General features: G+C 58.3%; 16 protein-coding genes and 1 rRNA gene. 5 read left to right on the plus strand and 12 right to left on the minus strand.

Features of this window, described 5'->3' with window-relative positions; translation table 11 throughout:
• A 5S ribosomal RNA gene (gene rrf / locus AEQ67_RS31540) occupies positions 1 to 102 on the plus strand; the annotation flags it as partial.
• 174 nt (positions 103 to 276) lie between these two features.
• Here rrf and AEQ67_RS31545 read toward each other — a convergent pair.
• The 6 genes from AEQ67_RS31545 to epsC form a co-directional block, all read right to left on the minus strand.
• Complete coding sequence (locus AEQ67_RS31545) at positions 277 to 1317, minus strand: amino acid ABC transporter substrate-binding protein (RefSeq protein ID WP_059407652.1); 1041 nt, start codon at positions 1315 to 1317, stop codon at positions 277 to 279.
• A 224-nt stretch (positions 1318 to 1541) separates the two neighbouring features.
• Complete coding sequence (locus tag AEQ67_RS31550; RefSeq protein ID WP_059407653.1) at positions 1542 to 2699, minus strand: M20 aminoacylase family protein; 1158 nt, start codon at positions 2697 to 2699, stop codon at positions 1542 to 1544.
• A gap of 5 nt (positions 2700 to 2704) precedes the next feature.
• The gene (locus tag AEQ67_RS31555) at positions 2705 to 4222 is read right to left on the minus strand and encodes an aldehyde dehydrogenase family protein (RefSeq protein WP_059407654.1); all 1518 of its coding nucleotides are present in this window, start codon (positions 4220 to 4222) and stop codon (positions 2705 to 2707) included.
• Positions 4223 to 4225: 3 nt separating this feature from the next.
• Positions 4226 to 5116: an NAD(P)-dependent oxidoreductase gene (locus AEQ67_RS31560; protein WP_059407655.1), complete on the minus strand. Its 891-nt coding sequence runs from the start codon at positions 5114 to 5116 to the stop codon at positions 4226 to 4228.
• A gap of 15 nt (positions 5117 to 5131) precedes the next feature.
• Complete coding sequence (locus AEQ67_RS31565; RefSeq protein WP_059407656.1) at positions 5132 to 6022, minus strand: VOC family protein; 891 nt, start codon at positions 6020 to 6022, stop codon at positions 5132 to 5134.
• 15 nt (positions 6023 to 6037) lie between these two features.
• Positions 6038 to 6802 carry a serine O-acetyltransferase EpsC gene (gene epsC, locus AEQ67_RS31570; RefSeq protein ID WP_059407657.1) on the minus strand — a complete coding sequence of 255 codons (765 nt, stop codon included), beginning with the start codon at positions 6800 to 6802 and terminating at the stop codon, positions 6038 to 6040.
• 105 nt (positions 6803 to 6907) lie between these two features.
• Here epsC and AEQ67_RS31575 point away from each other — a divergent pair, with 105 nt between their 5' ends.
• Positions 6908 to 7816: a LysR family transcriptional regulator gene (locus tag AEQ67_RS31575; RefSeq protein WP_059407658.1), complete on the plus strand. Its 909-nt coding sequence runs from the start codon at positions 6908 to 6910 to the stop codon at positions 7814 to 7816.
• A 264-nt stretch (positions 7817 to 8080) separates the two neighbouring features.
• Here AEQ67_RS31575 and AEQ67_RS31580 read toward each other — a convergent pair whose 3' ends face one another.
• Positions 8081 to 8980 carry a LysR family transcriptional regulator gene (locus tag AEQ67_RS31580; RefSeq protein ID WP_059407659.1) on the minus strand — a complete coding sequence of 300 codons (900 nt, stop codon included), beginning with the start codon at positions 8978 to 8980 and terminating at the stop codon, positions 8081 to 8083.
• Positions 8981 to 9170: 190 nt separating this feature from the next.
• On the opposite strand from AEQ67_RS31580, the gene AEQ67_RS31585 reads away from it, so the two are divergent.
• Together AEQ67_RS31585 and AEQ67_RS31590 are read left to right on the plus strand one after the other, a co-directional pair.
• Positions 9171 to 10199 (plus strand): alpha/beta hydrolase, encoded by a 1029-nt coding sequence (locus tag AEQ67_RS31585; protein WP_059407660.1) that lies wholly within the window; start codon positions 9171 to 9173, stop codon positions 10197 to 10199.
• A 184-nt stretch (positions 10200 to 10383) separates the two neighbouring features.
• Positions 10384 to 11571: an MFS transporter gene (locus AEQ67_RS31590; protein ID WP_059407661.1), complete on the plus strand. Its 1188-nt coding sequence runs from the start codon at positions 10384 to 10386 to the stop codon at positions 11569 to 11571.
• A gap of 144 nt (positions 11572 to 11715) precedes the next feature.
• Here AEQ67_RS31590 and AEQ67_RS31595 read toward each other — a convergent pair whose 3' ends face one another.
• Genes AEQ67_RS31595 through AEQ67_RS31605 form a run of 3 tightly spaced genes read right to left on the minus strand, consistent with a single transcriptional unit; the run spans position 11716 to position 14687 of the window.
• The gene (locus AEQ67_RS31595; RefSeq protein ID WP_059407662.1) at positions 11716 to 12639 is read right to left on the minus strand and encodes a sugar ABC transporter substrate-binding protein; all 924 of its coding nucleotides are present in this window, start codon (positions 12637 to 12639) and stop codon (positions 11716 to 11718) included.
• A gap of 48 nt (positions 12640 to 12687) precedes the next feature.
• Positions 12688 to 13842, minus strand: coding sequence for a phytanoyl-CoA dioxygenase family protein (locus AEQ67_RS31600; RefSeq protein ID WP_059407663.1), 1155 nt, complete (start codon positions 13840 to 13842; stop codon positions 12688 to 12690).
• Positions 13839 to 14687 (minus strand): SDR family oxidoreductase, encoded by an 849-nt coding sequence (locus AEQ67_RS31605; protein WP_059407664.1) that lies wholly within the window; start codon positions 14685 to 14687, stop codon positions 13839 to 13841. Before AEQ67_RS31605 ends, AEQ67_RS31600 begins: the two co-directional genes overlap by 4 nt.
• A gap of 136 nt (positions 14688 to 14823) precedes the next feature.
• Here AEQ67_RS31605 and AEQ67_RS31610 point away from each other — a divergent pair, with 136 nt between their 5' ends.
• On the plus strand, positions 14824 to 15849 hold the full coding sequence (locus AEQ67_RS31610) for a LacI family DNA-binding transcriptional regulator (RefSeq protein ID WP_059407665.1): 1026 nt from the start codon (positions 14824 to 14826) through the stop codon (positions 15847 to 15849).
• 9 nt (positions 15850 to 15858) lie between these two features.
• On the opposite strand, the gene AEQ67_RS31615 is transcribed toward AEQ67_RS31610, so the two are convergent.
• Positions 15859 to 16926 (minus strand): maleylacetate reductase, encoded by a 1068-nt coding sequence (locus AEQ67_RS31615; RefSeq protein ID WP_059407666.1) that lies wholly within the window; start codon positions 16924 to 16926, stop codon positions 15859 to 15861.
• Positions 16927 to 16930: 4 nt separating this feature from the next.
• A complete protein-coding gene (locus AEQ67_RS31620) occupies positions 16931 to 17344 on the minus strand; it encodes a nuclear transport factor 2 family protein (RefSeq protein WP_059407667.1) in 414 nt (137 codons plus the stop codon).
• Positions 17345 to 17373 lie beyond the last annotated feature (29 nt).

The raw sequence follows: 17373 nt of genomic DNA on the forward strand, positions 1-17373 counted from the left end.
AGCATTGGAACCACCTGATCCCATCCCGAACTCAGCAGTGAAACGATGCATCGCCGATGGTAGTGTGGGGTTTCCCCATGTGAGAGTAGGTCATCGTCAAGATTAAATTCCGAAACCCCTATCTGCGTATGCAGGTAGGGGTTTTGTTTTGTCCGCAGGAAAGTGGCCTGTACGGTTTCTATGCAACGGCTCGGGACATAGCTGTCATGCGAGCCTCATTGTGAGGCGAGACTTGCTCAGACAGTGCCCGGCAGTAACCTGTCGGGCGAGTGAATGTCAGCGTACGGGTGGACCGTATTGGAGGCCGCCTTGGCTCCATAGCGCGTTCAATCCACGCTTGATTTTCATGTCACTGCCGGCACCCAGATTGCGGTCAAAGGACTCGCCGTAGTTGCCTACCTGGGCAATGATCTTCGCCGCCCAGTCATTGGGCAGATTCAGGTCTTTACCAAGTGCACCTTCAGTTCCGAGTAATCGCGAGATGTCCGGGTTTTTGGAAGACTTGGTCATTTCGCTGACGTTTTTCGACGTCACACCCAATTCCTCGGCGTTGAGCATCGCGGCGAGCGACCAGCGCACAACGGTGAACCACTCTTCGTCACCTCTGCGCACCGCCGGGGTTAATGGCTCTTTGGAAATCACGTCGGGAAGGACCACGAAATCATCAGGCGTTGCCAATTTAAGGCGTTGGCCGTAGAGCTGCGACTGGTCCGTGGTCAGCACATCACAACGGCCTGACTCCAGCGCCTTGAAGCTTTCATCGGACGTATCAAAGGTGATGGGGGTGTACTTCATGCCGTTGCTACGGAAGTAGTCCGCAAGGTTCAGTTCGGTGACTGTTCCGGCCTGGATGCAGAAGGTCGCGCCGTCCAGTTCTTTCGCGCTTTTCACCCCCAGCTTTTTATTGACCAGGAAGCCTTGGCCGTCGTAGTAAGCGACACTCGTAAACTGGATGCCCATGGCACCGTCCCGGGACGAAGTCCATGTCGTGCTGCGAGACAGCATGTCGACTTCACCCGATTGCAGCGCTGTAAACCGCTCCTTGGCCGTCAGTTGGGTGTACTTGACCTTCTTCGCGTCACCGAACACGGCGGCTGCCACGGCACGACAGACATCGACGTCGAAGCCATGAAAATCACCCTTGGCATCCACGTACGAAAAGCCAGGCAGGCCATCGCTGATGCCGCATTGTACGAAGCCTTTCTTTTTGACGTTCTCAAACGTTGCGCCCGCATGGGCATTGATTGCAAACACAGTGCCGAGGGTCAGGCACGCTACGGTTGAAGCCAATTTCAACAGCTTTCTTTCTCGTTTCATTGCGATGCTCTCGTGTGTGGGCGGGTCAGTGCTAAATCTGGGCGCAGGGGGGCTGAACACCCAATACCGGCGCGCGTTCAACATCAAATCTGGAGGGCAGAAACAAGAGCGGGTCGTCAGGGAACCCAGCACGGACTGTATTTCTTTTTGTTATTTGGCATCGGTCGTCTTCTTGTTTTTATATGGGCCACAGGGACCGGATTTAGGGTGATGTTCAAGCGGGTTTATACCGCCGGTAGCGATTGCTCGACTAACTGAGTCCACAGCGCAATGGCAGGCTCGATGATCTGATCATTGAAGTCGTAATAGGGGTTATGCAAAGTGGCAGAAGGGTTTTCTCCATCCACCCCCATCCACAAGTAGGCTCCCGGGCAGGCCTTGAGCATGAACGAGAAGTCTTCCGAAGCCATTGAGGGGTTGCAACCCCACTGAACGCTTGACTCTCCTACTGCTGCAACCGCCGCCCTTCGAACCATTGATGCCGCTTCTACGTGGTTTTCCGTCACCGGGTAGCCGACGTGATAAACCAGTTCGCCTTTGATGCCGAAAGCGCCGGGCAACTGCTCGACGAACTGACCGATCAGCCGTTGTACCTGGTCGCGAACAGGCGACTGCAAACAGCGCACGGTGCCCTTCAATACCGCCGTTTCAGGAATCACATTGATCGCCTCGCCTGCGTTGACCTGGGTCACGCTGATCACCGCACTGTCGAGCGGCGAAAGTCGTCGGGCCGGTATGGTCTGCAGGGCAAGGATCAACTCTGCGGCCGCGATGATCGGGTCAGCGCCTTTCTCTGGCATCGCAGCGTGGCAGCCTTTACCCGTCAGGGTAATTTCGAAGGTGTCGAGAGACGCCATCATGGGGCCAGGGTTGATCACCACATGCCCGGCCGAAACGCCTGGCCAGTTGTGCAATCCGTAGATGGCGTCCATCGGGAATTGCTCGAACAGACCGTCGTCGATCATCTTTTTCGCCCCTGCGAGACCTTCCTCGGCAGGTTGGAAAACGAAGTGGACGGTCCCGCTGAACTGTCGGGTTTCGCTCAAGTGGCGAGCGGTTGCGAGCAGTATTGCCGTGTGCCCGTCATGACCGCAGGCGTGCATGCAGCCTTGATGGGTCGACTTGTGTGTGCACTGCCCCAACTCTTGGATGGGCAGGGCATCCATGTCGGCCCGAATGCCGATAGTCGGGCCCAGCCCATTGCGCAGCGTGCCGACCACGCCTGTACCGCCCAGCCCACGATTGACTTCGATTCCAAAACTGTCCAGAAGCTGCGCAACGCGGTTGGATGTCTGCAACTCGTTGTAGCCGAGTTCGGGAGTTGCGTGAAAACTGCGACGCCAGCCGATGGCATCTTCGATCAAGGCGTTGGAAATCGACATGCTGCTTACTCCAGGCTCGCGCCATAGCCGAAGCTGGCGGTGGGTATGGCGGCGGTTTCGACCCAGACGCTTTTTACTTCACTGTATTCGCGCAGTGCTTCCAGCCCGGAGGAACGGCCGTAACCACTGTCGCCATAGCCACCGAATGGCGAACTGACGTGGATGGTTTTGTAGCCGTTGATCCAAAAGGTGCCTGCGCGAACTTGCCTGGCCACTCGGTGTGCCCGACCGACGTCACGGGTCCAGACACCACCGGCCAAACCGAAGCGGCTGTCATTGGCAATGCGGATCGCATCGGCTTCGTCTTTGAACGGAATTGCTACAACGACCGGCCCGAAGATTTCCTCCTGAGCGCAGTGCAGTTCGTTGGTCCCTGTCAGCACCGTAGGGTTGATGTAGTAACCCGGCTTGTCCGGAACGGGATCCGCATCCTCGCCGAGCAGTTTCGCGCCATCGTTGAGCGCGCCTTCGACCATGTTTTTTACATGGTTGTACTGTCTGGCATTGTTGATCGGGCCGATCTGGGTTTCAGGATCGCTCGGGTCGCCCACCTTGAAATGCCTGGCCGCTTGCGCCAGTGCCTGGGTGAATTTTTCAAAGACCGACGCCTGTACCAGCAAGCGCGATCCCGATACACAGCTCTGGCCTGCGCCGGAGAAAATAGCTGCCTGGGCGCCGCGCAATGCGACGTCCAGATCTGCGTCCTCAAACACGATGTTTGCCGATTTGCCACCCAACTCCAGTACCGCCGGGATGCAGCGTTGTGCGGCCGCTACGGCGATGTGTCGGCCCGTGGCTGGCGACCCGACGAAAACCACCTTACGGATATCGGCCTTGGCGATGAAGCCTTGGCCGATGGTGTGGCCAAAGCCTGCAATGATATTGACCAGCCCCTTCGGTACGCCGGCACGCTCGATCAATACGCCGACCATCAGCGAAGACAACGCGGTCAGCTCAGAGGGTTTGAGGATGACGGCGTTGCCAGCGGCGATAGCCGGTGCAATCTGCCAGCCGCAGGTAAAAATGGGGGCGTTCCAGGGCGTGATTTGCAGAACGGTGCCCAGTGGTTCGTAGGTGACATAGTTCAGGTGCGAGGTGGGAACCGGAATGACTTCGCCGTGCAGTTTGTCTGCCCAGCCCGCGTAGTATTCGAACATTTCGGCGACCTTGGACACCTCAACCCTGGCATCCCGGATCGGTTTGTTAGCGGTCAGCGATTCGATTTGCGCGAGGCTGTCGGCCTGTTCGCGAATCAGCGCGCCGATTTGATACATCACGCGGCCGCGCGCTTGCGCAGTCAGCGCCCACCATTGGGCTTGAGCCGCCTTGGCCACGTTGTCCGTGTGCGCAATCAGTGAGTCGTCGGCATCGGGAAAGGTCAGCAGCACACTGTCGTCGTGGGCGTTGCGAACTTCTATCGGTGAACCGTGGCCATCGATGAACTCGCCCCCGACGAAGCTGGCGATCACGCTACGATCACCCCAGAACGGGCGCATCAATTCGAGGATTTTTTCAGTAATCATCAATTATTCTCCACGGCCATAAAGCTTGGCGTCGGTGCGCTGGACAATCGCGCAGAAGTCTTCGTTGTCGGGCAGCGATTCGCTGCTGGCTTGCCAAAGCGCCGCGACGATCCGCGACAGGGGCAGATCCAGATCCAGGCTGTCGGCCAGATCACTGGCAAGCCCGACGTCTTTGCGCATCAATCCCATGGTGAAGCCGGAGTCATAGGCTTTGTTCAGTACCCAGGTCGGGAACATGATCTGGGTCGCGCCACTGCGGCCCGACCCTGCGTTCAACCCCTGCAAAAGTTTTTCAGGTTCCACGCCGGCTTTTGCAGCCATCGAAACCGCTTCCGCGGTACTGATCAGGTGACACGCGGCCAGCATGTTGTTGGCGATCTTGGCGACGTTACCCGCGCCACACCTGCCGACATGGACGCGAGTACCGCTCATGCCTTCCAGCACCGGCATGGCGCGAGCCAAGTCCGCATCCTCTGCGCCGATGACCATGGACATGGTGCCGGTTGCCGCGCCTTTAGGCCCACCCGAGACAGGGGCGTCGATGAAGGCGATGCCAACCGCCCCTAATGCGGCAGCGACCTTGCGGCTTGCTTCAGGTGTCGAGGTGGTGGTGTCGATGACGATCAAGCCTTCACGCCCGAACTCGATGATGCCGCCTTGGCCGAGGCAGACGGCTTCCACATGCTCCGCCTTGGGCAGCGACAGAATCAAAATGTCCGACGCCTGGATCAGCTGACTGCGATCGGCGATGGGGGTGACACCTTTGGCTTTGGCGTGGGCGAGCGCCGCCTCGGACAGGTCAAAACCGCTCACATCGAAGCCCTTGCCGGCCAGCGTAGCGGCCATACCGCCGCCCATGTTGCCCAAGCCAATGACGCCTACTTTCATGGTCATTTTCAAAAGTCTCAGTTAGATGTTCTGTACGAATTCGAGAATGACGTTGCCGGCGGCTTGCGGCTCTACGAAGACACGACCCGGCACTTCACGATGAGGGATCGCGTTGGTCTCAAGGATTGAGCGCAATGTGTTCAGGCTTGTGGTGTGCAAGCGAATCGAAATCGCGTGAGGCCGTTCCTGAGCGCTCTTGGGCAACTCGACTCCCGGAAACTCCAGCGCTGCTGTGGCGGCATCGATGGCACGCAAGACGCCACACTGGGTATCAGCCTCCAATGCTGCGCCGTTGTATTTCACGGCGTCGCCGTAGATGGCTCGCCAGCGAGATTCAAGGAGCTTGGGGTCTGCCAGGTAGGTGACCGCGAGAATGCCATCGGCGCCATTCGGATGGTCCTGCCAGCCTCGAACCCAGATCAATTCTGGCCGATGTTGGTGGCAGATAAAGTTCGACGCGTCGGGAAGTTCCGGATCGATGAACAGGGCGAGGGAAACCACGGCTTCATCGTGGCGCCCATCAGGAAGGGTCATCTTGCGCCGAAAATCGATGCGGCCCTGGCTTTCGAGCCCGGCCTGCACCATCCGCGCATGATCGGCGTCGGCATTCTTACTGTGCAGCGCCACCAACGAAACGCCTTCCTCGCCTCGGTCAAGGAATTGCCCCAACTGACGCCCGAAGCAGAAACCGTTCACCGAATTTGTGCCGAACTTGGAGGGATCATCGACACCAATCAACTCGATGAAGTTGCTCGGGAACATCATCAAGGAAGTGACGCTTCCCCACGGGTGATAGCTGACCGGGGAGGGCGCGAAACCCATCTTGCGATAAAGCTCCAGGGCCTCGGCGTGATCACGCACAGTGACCAGGGGATGATCGATACCCTGCGGGAATTGAGCAGCGGCTGTCATGGTGGGAGCTCCTGGTTAGCCTTGGGATTTTGTTGTGAAGGTGGCGAGAGAAGTCGGGGCGTTACCGACAACCTTGGCCGGTGTTCCGGCGACGACGGTTCCAGCGGCCACGGGTTTGAGCACCACAGAGTTGGCGGCCACGATCGCGTGAGCACCCACTTCGATGTTTCCCAGGACGGTTGCTCCCGCGCAGATCAGTGCCCCTCGGCGGATTTTCGGGTGACGGTCGCCGGCTTCACTGAGCGTGCTGCCCAGCGTGACGCCGTGCCAGAGGCTCACCTCATCTTCGACGACAGCGGTTTCGCCAATGACCAGGCCGATGCCGTGATCGACGAACAGGGCTTTGCCCAGGCGGGCTGCCGGATGAATGTCGATGCTCCAGGTATTGGCCGCCCAGTTCTGCACCAGCACCGCGCTTTGCACGTCCCCCTCAGTCCACAGCGCGTGGGCGATGCGGTAAGCCTGAACGGCCTGAATGCCGCGAAACGTCAGAAAAGCCGTGAGATGGTCAGGGCAGGCGGGATTGACGATTCGCAGGCGGGTGATATCCGCCGCCGCCGCCTCGGCGACGGCTGGGGGGGTGTCGGTGCTTGACAGGCCCCAGTTTTCCAGGCCCACGGTGCTCGCCTGAGTTTGCAGTTGGCGGGCAAGGTTCGCGGCGAGCGCATCTTCGAAGGTTGAATAGGCCAGCAGGTGACTTGTCGCGTAGTCGCGCAGTACCGGGTTGCGTTCGGTCAACTGGTGGGCTTGATCGCGAAGACGCTGCCAAAGAGGGTTCATGTCCATCTCCTTTTGCTGATGGACCGAGTATGGACATGCGTTAGGCGTCCCAGCAATAATCACAAATTCAAAACTTTGTTGCCTTTATCGCAACACAGGAAATCTATGAGCCTGGTACAAGATCGTCGGATTCTTTATTTCTTCGAGGCGGTAAGACTGGGCAGCGTGCGAGCGGCCGCTGATTACCTCAACGTCGCGCCCTCCGCGGTGAGTCGGCAGATAGCGCAGCTCGAACAGGAGTTAGGTGCCGCGCTGCTGGAACGGCACCGGCGGGGGGTGAAACCTACCGAGGCCGGTGATCGAGTTCTCGGGTATTACCGTCAGCGTCTGACTCACCAGGAACTTCTGCTGGATTCGCTTCAGGCCTTGAGGGGGCTTCAGAGCGGGTCCATCGTGCTGGCGGTGGGGGAAGGATTCATCGATGGACTCGCCGGCCCGCTCAGCAATTTCTCCACGCTATACCCAGGAATCGAGATTCAGGTGAACGTGTGCGGGTCCAACGAAGTGATACGGCAGGTGGTAGAGGATGAAGCGCATTTAGGGTTGGTGTTCAACCCGGCGGGTGATCCGAAGATCCGTTCTCACGCTTCGCAGCCTCAGCCGGTCTGCGTGATTGTTAATCCCCGGCATCCTCTGGCACAAGCCAAGAGCCCGGTGCCACTTGCCGGTCTGGATTCTTATCGTTTGGCGTTGCCGGAGGTCTCATTTGGTATTCGACAGATCCTGACACTCGCTGAGCATCAGTTGGGTGTGATGCTAAGCCCGACCTTGACCTGCAACACCATTGCAATGCTCAAGCGGTTTTCCATGCAAGGGGGCGTGACGCTACTTCCGACCTTCGTGGTAGATGAAGAAGTGGAGGCCGGACGCCTTTGCACGATCCCTCTGCACAATGAAATTTTTGCCAGCCCGCGCGTTCATCTGATCAGCCGTTTGGGCAGGCAACTGAGTGTGGGTTCCAGCCGTTTGCTGGCGATGTTGCTGCAGGACATGTCTGCGTTCAAACCGCGTTGAGAAACGGTGCGTTGGGTAGGCTACTTCGCGAAGGGTGCCTACCGACTCATTACTGCCTGTCAGACTGCGCAAAGATCGACCCAGATCAGTCCCTGACCCGCTTGGCCGTTATGGATCACCGGTAGAGGATATTGCGCCGGTGGTGTTGTTTCTCGCTAGCAAGGATGCGCAGTTCTTGACGGGATACAGTCTCACGCCGCACGGAGGCCAAATCATCGACAGCGCGCGGTAACTGTCGTGTCCAAGCACCAAACATACGCTGCGTTAAAACAAAGTCTCACCTCGAAGTGCATTCAGAACAAGTGAGAAGGCTGGAGTCGGCAAACGACGGCTTGGGTAGTACAGGTGATAGCCCGAGAACAAAGGGCACCAGTCTTCCAGTACCCGCACCAAGCGACCATCCTCAATATGCGGGGCAAATTCTTCCTCCGGTAAATAGGCGATACCCAAACCGTTAACTGCCGCCGCTGGGACATGTGCGCTTGTGTTCACAATGACTTGGCCAGTCACACGCACGTTGATTTTTCGACCACGTTTTTCAAATTCCCAGGCGTCAAGTCCGCCAAGGGTTGGATAGCGTATGTCGATACAGTTGTGATTCACCAGATCCTGCGGTTTCTTGGGCATGCGGTTGCGTGCGAAATAGGATGGCGATGCCACGACAGCCATCCGTACCTCGGGCCCGATTGGAGCGGCGATCATATCTTTATCGACGGTGTCGCCAAATCTGATGCCCGCATCGAAGCGATCAGCAACGATGTCCCGGAAGCCATAGTTGATATCAAACTCAACCTTGATATCAGGGTATTCGAGGAGCAGAGGAGTGAGTCGCGGAAGGAGGATTGTCTTCAGAACAAAATCGCCACAGGTAATGCGTACCGTGCCTGCAGGCTTGTCACGGAGCTCTGTCAACGCATCCAGCTCGGTCTCGATCTCGTCGAAACGATGACCGATGGTTTGCATCAAGCGTTCACCCGCACTGGTCGGCGAAACGCTACGAGTGGTGCGCGTTAGCAGGCGAATTTTCAGCCGCTTTTCAAGCCCGGAAACAGTCTGGCTCAGGGCGGACTGCGTGACACCCAAGTGGGCAGCCGCTCGGGTAAAGCTGCCTTCCCTGGCGACCGTCACAAAGGCCAGAAGGTCGTTCAGATTATGTCGTGGCATTGAAGCCTGCCTGTCGCAATTGATTAGCTGTGCTTATAACTTCAACAAGATTTCATTAGATTATCAAGCATGACGTATTCCCAGAGAATAGGGCAAGCCTCACCTGTGGTCACGGCAGGGCCCACACGATCCGCTGATTCAGACCCGGCAACCACGTCGATCAGCACCTATTCACTGATGGGAGCAGCACATGAGAAAACTCGTTGTCTTGCTCGGCCTTCTGATGGCGTCGCTCTCTGCACTGGGAGCCGACATGTCTAACGGAGCCGATAACTTTTACAAAAGTGAGAGGGTCACGATGCAACGGGTGACCTTCAAAAATCAGTACCAGATGAAAACTGCAGGGAATCTGTTCATCCCTAAAGATTTGAAGCCCGGTCGCAAAAGCGCGGCGATCATCGTTGGCCATCCTATGGGCGCGGTCAAAGAGCAGAGTTCGAACCTGTATGCCCAGAAACTGGCGGAGCAAGGTTTCGTGACCCTTGCCATCGATCTGTCGTTCTGGGGCGAAAGTGAAGGACAACCGCGCAACGCGGTCTCGCCAGAAATCTATGCTGAAGACTTCAGTGCAGCTGTTGATTACCTTGGCACACAGACGTTCATTGATCGGAACCAGATCGGTGTCCTGGGCATTTGCGGTAGCGGGAGCTTCGTCATCAGCGCTACCAAGATCGACCCTCGGATGAAGGCTATTGCGACCGTCAGCATGTACGACATGGGCGCAGCCAACCGTAATGGCCTGAAGCATTCCGTGACTGTCGAGCAGAGGAAACAAGCTATCGCCGCTGCTGCCGAGCAGCGATATGTCGAGTTCACCGGTGGCGAAACCAAGTACACCAGCGGAACTGTCCATGAGCTGACGGACAAATCCAACCCTATCGAACGCGAGTTCTACGATTTCTACCGCACGCCACGTGGTGAGTTCACCCCCAAAGGTCAATTACCGTTGCTGACCACACACCCGACGCTGACCAGCAATGCCAAGTTCATGAACTTCTATCCGTTCAACGATATCGAGACGATCTCGCCGCGCCCCATGCTGTTCATTGCCGGTGAAAAGGCTCACTCGCGTGAGTTCAGTGAAGAGGCCTATCGACTGGCTGGTCAACCCAAAGAGCTTGTCATCATTCCAGGTGCGGGCCACGTAGATCTCTATGATCGGGTCGACCTTATCCCGTTTGCCAAGCTGACCTCGTTCTTCAAAACCAACCTTAAGTGACATTTATCGTTGGGCGACCAGGCAACTGAGTCGCTGGCCCTGCCATTGAGTGGGGCCTTTCGATTTTATCCGGCTCAACCGTTATGAGCTCCGGATCATTCATCACTCTTACGAGCCCACATAACGAATCCGACGCCATGCACGCTTTGCCGGCGTTGGAGTGTTACGTGTTGGAGGACATCAGATGAGCAGCACCACCTTACCCATCCAGGCAGCGAGTCGACAGGTGTGGGGCGCAGTCCTGGCGATGTCGCTGTGCGCCTTCGCCCTGGTGACTTCGGAGTTTCTGCCGGTAAGCTTGCTCACACCGATTGCGACCGATCTTGCACTGACAGAGGGGCAGGCCGGGCAAGCAATTTCGATTTCTGGCCTCTTCGCGGTCATCACCAGTCTTTTCATCTCTTCAGTCATTCGCCGACTCGACCGAAAGCCCGTTTTGCTTTTCCTGACAGCCTTGATGATCGCCTCAGGCACGCTCGTTGCTTTTGCCCCGAACTACTCGACACTGATGTTTGGCCGAGCCATTTTGGGGATTTCAATTGGTGGCAGTTGGGCAATGTCGACCGCCGTCATGATGCGGATTGCACCTGAGAGTTTCGTGCCTAAGGCTATCGCTTTGATTCAGGGCGGCACCGCACTCGCCACTGCAGTCGCAGCACCCATTGGCAGTTTCATGGGCGGGTTGATCGGTTGGCGAGGTGCATTCTTCTGCGTGGTTCCGCTCGCAGTTCTGGCGCTCTGTTGGCAAGCATTCACGTTGCCGAAAATGCCTGGCCAAAATGAGTCCAGCTCTGTAACGGATGTGTTTCGGCTGTTAGGTAACGCCAAAGTCTCGCTGGGCATGGCAGCAGTGGCATTTTTGTTTATGGGGCAATTCGCGTTATTCACCTATCTGCGCCCGTTTCTCGAGTCGGTGACCCACGTTAATGTGTCTGAACTGTCCCTGCTACTGCTGAACATTGGGATGGCCGGATTGGCGGGTACGATGGTGATCGGTTCGGTGTTGAACAAAAGCCTTTATCGAGTGCTGATGATCATCCCATTGTTGATGTCGGGGATTGCCGTGGCTTTACTGCTCTATGGTAGTTCGATGTGGACTACAGCCGTTTTGCTGGGGGTATGGGGTCTGATTGCTACATGCGCGCCTGTAGGTTGGTTTACATGGCTATCACGCACGCTGCCACGAGATGCCGAAAACGGAGGGGGATTGATGGTGGCGGTGATTCAGTTGGCGATCACACTCGGCGCGACATTGGGTGGGTTGCTGTATGACGGAGTTGGCTATCAGGCAACGTTCATCGCAAGTGGAGTATTTCTTTTACTGGCTGCCGCGCTCGCACTGTTCGTATCGCGATCGGTTCTACCCTCATGACGATGCCGCTGTTGCGTCGACCGGTTGAATCCACAGCCGATTGCTGCCTGTCAGGAAGGGCTGCATTCCACAACCCTAACCGGACACTGGAGCGCTTCCGAACGATTTTTTTATCTCGTCTGTCCGCCGTGCTGCCCACATCATTCAAGGGTTAAGAAAGTCCTGATAGTTGGCCTTGGTGATCAACTGATAGGGAATGGTCAACTCTGCTGCAAAGGGTTCTTTCCTGATCATTTTCAGCGCCAGATCAATGGCCCCGACGGCCTGGCCTTTATTGTCTTGATAGACCGTCACCATGAGTTGATCCTTTTTGATCGCATCCAGGCCAGCGGGGCCACCGTCGCTGCCACCGACCAGGATGTCTTTGCCCGGGTGCATGCCGGCCTGGCTGATGGCCATGGCCGCGCCGATGGCCATTTCATCGGCGTTGGCGGCCACCGCATCGATTTTTTTGCCTGAGAGAATCCAGTTGTTCATCAGGTCCATGGCCTTGCTGCGCTGCCACTCGGCGCTCTGTTCTTCGACCACGTGGATGTCCGGATAGCTTTTGAGCACTTCCTTCACGCCTCGGGTACGGTTGTGGGTGGCGTTGTTGGAGAGCAGGCCGAGCATGATCGCCAGATTGCCCTTGCCACCCATTTTTTCCGCCAGGTAGCGCATTTGCATTTCGCCGGCCTTGATTTCGTCTGAGCCCACATAGCCGACGCCCGTCGGCAGTTCGGCCTGGTCGGGGCGGCGGTTGACGTAGACCAGCGGCACGCTGGCCTTCTGCGCGTCATTGGTCATCCTTTGCGTGGCAGCGGTATCCACCGGATTGACGATGATCGCGTCCATGCCTTGGGCGGTGAAGTTCTGCACCTGGTTGAGCTGGCGCACCACATCGCCCTGGGCGTCTTCGAATTGCAGCGTCACCCCCGGCAGCTCCTTGGCGTGGGCGGCCATGTAGTCGCGCATTTGCGCGAGGAACACATCGTCCACCTGGGCGATGCTGACGCCGATGCGGATATCGGCGAGTGCCAAGGGGGTGAAGAGGGCGGCGAAGAGGTAGGTCAGGAGTCGTTTTTTCATGGTTTCAGTCCGGTTTTGTTGTTGTTTTTGAACACGTTTGAAATTGGCTCATGCCTGGCGTTTGGCGCTCATCTGCGCTACGCGCTCGGCAAAAGTCGCGTAGGTCCAGCGTTCCGTCAGCGCTTGCAGCATCAGTTGCTGCCCGGTCTGCGGGGCAAGACCGTGCAGGGGCGGATCGGTGTCGAGGTTGGTGGGAAAGGCGTAGCCGTCGGCGGTGCAGGCGATCACTGCGTCCAGCTCTTGGGCGTCCAGTACCTGATCCGCCAGCCGCTGCAGCAGGCAGGGGTAGAGCGCTAACATCATGCGTTCGCGGTTCACGGTTTCCATGGGCTTGCCGAATGCCGAGGAGATCTGCAGCAGGTTGGCCATGCGCTGGCGGTCCTGCGTGTGATTGGTGCCCGCGGCGTGAAACAGCGCCGGGTTGAAGAACAGCAGGTCGCCCTTTTTCAGCGGCAGCTGTACGGCGTGATGCTGGAAGTAGTCGCTGAATTCGGCGCGGCGCCAGGCCAGGTAACCCAGCGCGTATTGCTGGGAAAACGGCAGCAGCAGGGTCGGTCCGGTTTCCAGCGGCATGTCGGAGTGGGCCACGGCCCCTTGCAATGTCAGGTATTGCGACAACGCATGCAGGGGCAACGGGAAGCGCTCGACCACGTCCTCTGTCTGAAAGCCCAGGTGATAGTCACGATGGGGCTGTTGCGCCTGGCCGCCCGGGTGCACCACGTTGACCTGTGCCGTGACTTGAAAGCCGGGTCCCAGCCAGGATTCGGCAATCAGCCCCAGCAACGGGTTGGCGTAATACTCGACAAAAGACGACGGCGATTGCAGCGCGGCTTTTTGCAACGAATTCCAGATGCGCCCGTTGGTGCCGGCCTTGGCGAAGTGATCGGCGGTGAGGCCCTGCGCGGCTTCCTTGGCGAAGATGGCTTCGAACACCTGACTGTGGCGATCGACCCCGGCCAGGTCTGCATAACCCTGGCGCACCACCATGACCCCGGGGCCGTCGCGAAACAGCCGGTGCAGTTCGTCCAGCACCTCCCCGCGATGGCCATCGCGCAAGGTCTGTGCGTGATAGATCGGCACATTGTTTTGCACATCGCTGCAGTGGGGATATGCCTCGGCATTGACCTGTTGTTCGCAGAGTCGGGCGAAGTCCTGCAACTGCACTGAATCGGCCCGCACAAACGCTGACAGCGGTTGATTCATAGCGCGTCTCCCATCAGGCTCAGCGGGCTGGCGGGGCGCGGGGCGGTGTCGTCGCCGCAGCCGATCACGCCTTGTTCCAGGTCGATGACGGTGCCGGTCATCATTCCCGATTCGCGGGACAGCAGGAAGGCAACGCTCTGCGCCACTTCCTCGGGTTTGAGCAGGCGGCCAAAAGGTTGTGCGCGCTCGACAGTCGCCAGCCAGCCATCCTCGGCTCCATGGTAGCGGCGCTGGATTTCGTCTTCATGGGGCGTGTCCATCCAGCCGATGTTCAAACCGTTGACCCGAATGCGATTGTGCAGGGCGCTGAAGGCCACGTTTTTGGTCAGGATCGCCAGGGCACCCTTGGACGCCGAGTAAGCGGTCAGATACGCCGGCCCGCCGTGGCTGACGATGCTTTGGATGTTGACGATGGCGCCTTCCACGCCTTGGCTGATCATCAGCTTCAGCGCTTCCTGCATGAGGAAGAACGGTGCCCGCACATTGACCGCGAACAGGCGATCGAACAGTTCAGGAGAGGTGTCGAGGATGGTGCCACGGTCCGACATGCCGGCGCAGTTGACCAGACCATGGAGGGTGCCGAAACGGGCGCGGGCGGCGTCGATCACCGCACGGCAATCCTCGACTCGCTCCAGGTCGGCCTCGACGAAAAATGCCTGGCAATCGAGTTCCGCCAACTGGCGGACCTGGGCCTGGCCCTGGTCCGCGCGACGTCCACAAATGATCAGGCCGGCGGCGCCCCGGCGCGCCAGGGTGTGGGCTACCGCTGCACCGAGGCCTTGGGTGCTGCCGGTGACGACAAAGTACCGGCCATTGAATGAGGTGTTGAGGTCGGTTTGAGACATGGGGTTCTCCTGGCTTCTTGTTGTTATGAGCGTTGTTGTCCTGGCGCCGGCTCGACGCCTGGCGAAACAGAGACTAGCATTGGCAAAACCTCAGCAACGCCCAAAAAGACCTCAAGAAAACCTCAGGTTTAAATCGATGCTCGAACGTGCCAAACACTTTTCCATCAAACAGATCGCGACCCAGGCGGGCGTCAGCAAGGCGACGGTCGATCGCGTGCTGCACCAGCGCGGCAGCGTGCATTACCAGACCCATCGCCGCATCGAGCAGGCGCTGAACGAATTGGAGGCTCAGGAAAAGAATGGCCTGGCGGCGGGGCGTACGTTTCATGTCGATGTAATCATGCACACGCCGCAACGCTTCAGTGCGGCGGTGCAGGCGGCGATGACCGCGCAATTGAGCAGTCTGGCGCCGTTTCGCATCGCGCCAAGGTTTCACCTGTTTGAAGAAATCGAACCACAGGCGATGCACGACCAATTGCTCCGTTGCGCAAGCACCGGCAGCCAGGGCGTGGTGCTCAAGGCCGCCGACGAGCCGGCGGTCAACCTGGCGATCAAGCAACTGGCCGCCGTCGGTATTCCGGTGGTCACGCTGGTCACGGACCTGCCGCACAGTGAGCGCATCGGCTATGTCGGCATGGACAACCGCACGGCCGGGCAGACCGCCGCGTACTTGCTGTCGCGTTGGCTGGCGCCACAGCCGCAGGACGTCGCCGTGGTCATCGGCAGCGAGCTGTTTCGCGGTGAAGAAGAACGGGAGATGGGCTTTCGCATGTGGCTGCGCAGCCGTGCCGCGCATTTGCGCGTGCTGGATGTCAGCGGTGGCTACGGCGTTTACGAGCGCACCTTCGAGCGCGTGATCGAGGCGCTGAAACAGCACCCCGACCTCAAGGCGGTCTACAGCGTGGGCGGGGGAAACCGGGCGATCGTCGACGCGTTCGCCGCACTGGATCGCCCGCTTGAGGTGTTTATCGGCCACGACCTCGACGAGGAAAACCGCCAGTTGCTGGCCGAGGAAAAAATCGCCGCGATCATCGATCACAACCTGCAGATCGATGCTCGCCACGTGTTCCTGCATATCCTGCAATTTCATCGCCTGTGGAAGGCCGGGCCGATTGCGTCGTCGCAAGTGCAGATTGTCACGCCGTTCAATCTGCCTTACTGAGTCACCCTTTTACGCCGGGCGAACGCCTTCGTACGCATCTTGCAGCAACTGCCGAATGGCCTTTGCTTCTATCGGCCGTGGGTTCCAGTAGGGGTTGGACAAGGCAATGTCAGTCGCTCGATCAAGGTCGGCTTCAGTCAAGCCCAGGTCCTTCAGCCGGGTTGGTGCGCCCAGTGAACTCGATAGGTTAAACAGTGCCGCCGCCGGGCTGCAATCCTCAACGTTCAACGCCCGGCAAATGCGCGACAAGGCCGGAGCAGCAGACTGGTTATAGGCAATCGCATGTGGCAGCACGATGGTATGAGTCTGTGCATGGGGCAAGTTGAAACTGCCGCCCAGGGTGTGGCAAAGCTTGTGATGCAACGCCATGCCGACGTTGCCGAGCACGGTGCCGCAGAGCCAGGCGCCATACAGGCAGTCATCGCGGGCGTCGAGATTGCCCGGGTTGTGACGGATGGTTTTCATGCCGGCGGCGAGCGCCCGAATGCCTTCCTCGGCCATCAGCGACATCACCGGATTGCCGTCCTGGGCATACAAACCTTCGGCGGCGTGGGCAATGGCGTTCATGCCGCTGGTGATGGACATGTCGACGGGCAGGCTGACGGTCAACTGCGCGTCGTAGATCACGGTTTTTGGAAGCACGCGCGGATCTTTGCCGGTGCGCTTGAGGCCGTTTTCGGTCAGACCGAATACCGGCGTCATCTCAGAGCCGGCATAGGTGGTCGGGATCGCCAGGATCGGCAACCCGGAGTCCATCGCGATGGCCTTGCCGAGCCCTGTGGTTGAGCCGCCGCCAATCGCCACGGCGCAATCGGCGCCCAACTTGCGTGCCAGTTCGCGGGCTTCACGGGCGGTTTCGATGGGCACGTGCATGACGGCCTTGTCGAAAATCTCGGCTGCACGGCTGCCGAGCAGTTGGGCGATATGTTCGGCTTGGGCGCGTTGTTCCGGCGTGCAGAGGACTAGCGCACGCTTGGCGCCCAGCCGATCGATTTCCGCTTCCAACTGTTGCAGCGAACCCTGGCCGAAGATGACGCGCGACGGTTGGCCGTTATAAATAAAAGGGGACGTGGACATGCGTCTATTCTCCGCAAACAGATAGGGATGATGAACGGGTGGCGATGGGGGTCGGTTGATAGGCAAACAATTGCCAATTCATTCCTGTCCTCAGCCAGATATTTAACGTTCGGTTCTGGATTGTTTTAGCCACGCCACGGGAAGTGATATCGGCGACCATTTCGCCAAAGACGATGGCGGTGTCTCCAGACTGATGAACTTTATGAACAACGTGTTGAATGCGGTGATAGATCGAAAGTCCATCGCGCAAGTTCTTCATAAAGCTGTCGCGGTTATCTACTTGGCCGCTGGAGTGGACATAACTCAGTTCGGGATGAAGTAGACGCTGAATGCTCTCCAGGTCATGACGTTGCATCGCTTGATAACGTTGTTCTTCCAGCGCTGAAATCAACGCAGTGATGGACGGCTCGTTGCTCATGGGGCCCTCGAGATTGGCATTGATAATGG

Source organism: Pseudomonas sp. RIT-PI-q, assembly GCF_001297125.1.
In the GTDB taxonomy this organism is placed as follows: Bacteria; Pseudomonadota; Gammaproteobacteria; order Pseudomonadales; family Pseudomonadaceae; genus Aquipseudomonas.